The sequence below is a fragment of the Dietzia sp. B44 genome (genome assembly GCF_014145245.1).
In the GTDB taxonomy this organism is placed as follows: Bacteria; Actinomycetota; Actinomycetes; order Mycobacteriales; family Mycobacteriaceae; genus Dietzia; species Dietzia natronolimnaea.
In genome coordinates, this window is sequence record NZ_JAALEF010000205.1 from 1 (window position 1) to 3,381 (window position 3,381).

Genomic DNA, 3,381 nt, shown 5'->3' on the forward strand with positions numbered 1-3,381 from the left:
TCCGTGCATGAGTTCAGCGGCCCTGTCGACCGTGGCGCCGAAGGCCTCGCCGATCGCCTGGTGTCCCAGGCACACGCCCAGCACCGGGACACCCGCGCGCCCACAGACCCCGATCAGCGGGATCGTCGCTCCCGCCCGGTCCGGCGTCCCCGGGCCCGGGCTCAGCAGGACGCCGTCGAACTCGGCGACCACGCCCGCGAGCGACGCCGGGTCGTAGCCGCCGTCCGGGCCGGCGAGTCTCTCGTCGTCGTTCCGCCACACCTCGCACGTCGCGCCCAGCTGTCCCAGGTACTGGACCAGGTTGTAGACGAAGCTGTCGTAGTTGTCGACGACGAGGATGCGCATAGATGCAGCGTACTGCTGTCGTCGGGATGAACGTCCCCGGCGGGTCTTGGTAGAGTGGCCTGGATCAGCCCCACCAGTGCGAGGACGTCATGCCCAAGTCAAAGGTCCGGTCGAAGACCGAGTACACCGACGCGGCCGTCAGCCGCACCCCCGTCAAGGTCAAGGGGACGCCCACCGCGCAGTGGTACCTGATCGTGATGTTCGGTCTCATGATCCTGGGCCTGGCGTGGTTGGTGACCTACTACATCGCCGGTGAGCGGATCCCGTTCATGCAGTCCCTCGAGACCTGGCAGAACTTCGCCATCGGTTTCGGGCTGGCCGTGGTCGGGCTGCTCATGACCATGAACTGGCGCTGACACCCGTTCTACCGGAACCCCGTTCCCCGCATTCCACAGCTTAATTCACAGGTCACCCCCCGCACGACGCGGGGGGTGACCTGCATTTTCTCATCGAATTGACATCCATGCAGGTCACGGTGGTGTATTCGGCGAAGTGACCGGTGTTAGCGATGCCCGCGCCCGCGCACACAGGCTGTGGACAACTCCCTCCACACTGGGGATAAACCCTCGACGACGACGACGAGGACGACGCCGCAGGTCGGGGTGCTGCCCTCTCGAACGCGGATCGAACTCCACCCGTGTGATTCATCCACACTGTGGATTCCGCCTGTGGATAAGGGAGGATGGCGGGATGAGTGAGACAACGGCGTCCACCGGCGGACACCAGGCCGCGTCGTGGGGCCCGGGGACCCTGTGGCCGGCCGCGCAGATCGCCCTCGGGGTCGGTGCGGTGGTGGTGGGACTGACCAACCGGGATCCCCTGGGGCTCATCCTCACCGGGCTGCTGGCGCTGCTCGTGGTCCCCGCGGGGGTGATGCAGTTGATGCGGCGTCCCCGGATAGAGGTGGTGGACGGACAGCTCGCGATCAAGAAGCTCGGTGGCGTGGTGTTCGTGCCGCCGGCGCAGGTCGTCGAGGCGCGCGCGCTCGGGGTCGCGAGATGGGGCGTGCGCCAGCACCTCATGCGACTGGAGTACGTGGACGACCGGGGGCGGGAGCAACTCGACGTGTTCACGCGGGGAGACCTGGGGACCGATCCGCGTGAGGTGAGGGAGAGGCTGGTGGGCCTGGGATTCGGGGGGACTCGGGGGCCGGGGTCCGGCGGCTCGGATGCCACGGGGTCGGATACCGGCGGGTCGGATACCGGCGGCCCCGGATCTATCGCCTGAGGACGTAACCCCACTGCATGGTGTCGGCCGCGTACCAGGCGGCCACGGCGACGAGCGCCACCAGTCCCAGGTAGGCGAGCCACGACACGGTCTCCCGACCGCCACGACCCACCCGTCCCGGCAGTCGACGGGGCAGGACCACCAGGACGAGCGCTCCGAGCGCGCCCACCACCAGGCCGCCCAGGTGGGCGGCGAGGGAGATGCCGGGAACGAGGAAGCTCACGCCGATGTTGAGCACCAGCAGTATCCCGATCCCCTTGACGTCGAGGCGCATCGACATCGCGACGATCGCGTACGCACCCATGAGGCCGAAGATGGCGCCGGACGCCCCGGCCGTGAGCGCGTTCTGGCCGTAGAACATCACGGCGACGGAGCCGCCGAAGGCCGAGACCAGGTACAGCGCGAAGAACCGGGCGTGTCCGATGCTGCGCTCGATGCCCAGACCGAGGATCCACAGCATGTACATGTTGAGCAGGAGGTGCATCGGCCCGAAATGCTGGAAGGCCGAGGTCATCAGGCGCCACCACTCGTCCCGCGCCGCGACCAGCGGCGGATAGAGCGCCGTGGCCTCGAACAGCGCCGAGGTGTGGTTGCCGAGCATGCTCCGCGACTGGGCGACCGTGGCGGCGTAGACCGCGAGGTTGGCGGTGATGAGCCACGCGGTCACCGGCTGGCGTCGGAAGAAGCGGGAGACGGCGCCGCCGCTGTGCGTCTGGGTGGTCATGGGCTGGTGTGCTGTCACCGTTCCTGGATCGTCGTGGATAGACCGACGGCGCGGGACCGGTGTTCCGGTGCCCGCGCCGCTGGCCGGGCCGTGTCGCCACGACCCTGTGGATCAGGAGTCAGGAGATCAGGAGTCAGGAGATCTCGATCGACTCGATCACGATGTCCTCGACCGGGCGGTCCATGGCGCCGGTCTTGGTGGTGGCGATGGCGTCGATGACCTTCTGCGAGTCGGCGTCCGCGACCTTCCCGAAGATGGTGTGCCGGTTGTTCAGGTGCGGAGTCGGGCCCACGGTGACGAAGAACTGCGAACCGTTGGTCCCCGGGCCGGCGTTGGCCATGGCCAGCAGGTACGGCTCGGTGAACTGGAGCTCCGGGTGGAACTCGTCCTTGAACTGGTAGCCCGGGCCGCCGCGGCCGGTTCCCGTGGGGTCGCCGCCCTGGATCATGAACCCGGAGATGACGCGGTGGAAGATCGAACCGTTGTAGAACGGGCCGGACTTCTCGCCCTTGGCGTTGGCCTGGGAGTAGTCCTTCGACCCGTCGGCCAGACCGACGAAGTTCGCGACCGTCTCCGGGGCGTGGTTGCCGAACAGATCGACGACGATGTCGCCCTTGTTCGTGTGGATGGTTGCCTTCTGCGTTGCGATGCTCACGACGACCATCCTGCCACGCGGTCCCGGTGGATGTCGGCGAGGTGGTGGTCGCTGTCCGAGGGCTGTGCCACCATCTACCCATGAGCACACGAAGCGATCGCGCCGCCGAGCGTAAGGCCATCAAGTCCGCCGAGAAGGACCTGAAGAACGCCGGCACCGCCGCCCGGAAGGCGTTCGACCTCAAGGATCCCCGCTTCCTCGGGGAGGCCGCCGTGGCCGCGACCCGTGGGCCCGCGGGCCTGGCCCTCTTCGGCGCGAGCCGCGGTATCCAGGTGCTGCGGGACCGCCGCGCGGAACAGGCGGAGATCCTGGGCACGCTGGCCGCGGACGCCAAGCAGCACGCCGAGGACCTCCGGGAGCAGTCGTCCGTTCTCACCGCCCCCCAGGAGAAGCCCAAGTCCCGGCGCCGCCTCGCCCCCCTGTGGATCGT

Annotated in this window: 5 protein-coding genes and 1 pseudogene; 3 read left to right on the plus strand and 3 right to left on the minus strand. The window is 68.3% G+C overall.

Annotated elements, in window-relative coordinates:
• Positions 1-345, minus strand: a 345-nt coding sequence (locus G6017_RS07635; protein ID WP_182616766.1) for a glutamine amidotransferase-related protein, incomplete at its 3' end; no start/stop codon positions are given.
• An 89-nt stretch (positions 346-434) separates the two neighbouring features.
• Between G6017_RS07635 and crgA the strand changes: the two genes are divergently transcribed.
• Together crgA and G6017_RS07645 are read left to right on the plus strand one after the other, a co-directional pair.
• Complete coding sequence (crgA, locus tag G6017_RS07640; RefSeq protein WP_179524031.1) at positions 435-701, plus strand: cell division protein CrgA; 267 nt, start codon at positions 435-437, stop codon at positions 699-701.
• Positions 702-1,035: 334 nt separating this feature from the next.
• On the plus strand, positions 1,036-1,572 hold the full coding sequence (locus G6017_RS07645) for a PH domain-containing protein (RefSeq protein WP_241731420.1): 537 nt from the start codon (positions 1,036-1,038) through the stop codon (positions 1,570-1,572).
• On the opposite strand, the gene G6017_RS07650 is transcribed toward G6017_RS07645, so the two are convergent.
• Entirely contained in the window at positions 1,562-2,296 is a 735-nt protein-coding gene (locus G6017_RS07650; protein ID WP_182609943.1) for a rhomboid family intramembrane serine protease, read from the minus strand. The genes G6017_RS07645 and G6017_RS07650 overlap by 11 nt on opposite strands.
• A gap of 133 nt (positions 2,297-2,429) precedes the next feature.
• Complete coding sequence (locus tag G6017_RS07655; RefSeq protein WP_182616768.1) at positions 2,430-2,960, minus strand: peptidylprolyl isomerase; 531 nt, start codon at positions 2,958-2,960, stop codon at positions 2,430-2,432.
• Between the two features lie 71 nt (positions 2,961-3,031).
• Between G6017_RS07655 and G6017_RS07660 the strand changes: the two are divergent.
• Positions 3,032-3,381 (plus strand): annotated as a pseudogene (locus G6017_RS07660) (hypothetical protein); the annotation flags it as partial.

What these genes read in the sequence shown, in the direction of transcription:
- G6017_RS07650 (WP_182609943.1), bottom strand. Translation starts at nt 2,296, where the DNA reads ATGACCACCCAGACGCACAGCGGCGGCGCCGTCTCCCGCTTCTTCCGA.
- G6017_RS07655 (WP_182616768.1), bottom strand. Translation starts at nt 2,960, where the DNA reads ATGGTCGTCGTGAGCATCGCAACGCAGAAGGCAACCATCCACACGAAC.
- crgA (WP_179524031.1), top strand. Translation starts at nt 435, where the DNA reads ATGCCCAAGTCAAAGGTCCGGTCGAAGACCGAGTACACCGACGCGGCC.
- G6017_RS07645 (WP_241731420.1), top strand. Translation starts at nt 1,036, where the DNA reads ATGAGTGAGACAACGGCGTCCACCGGCGGACACCAGGCCGCGTCGTGG.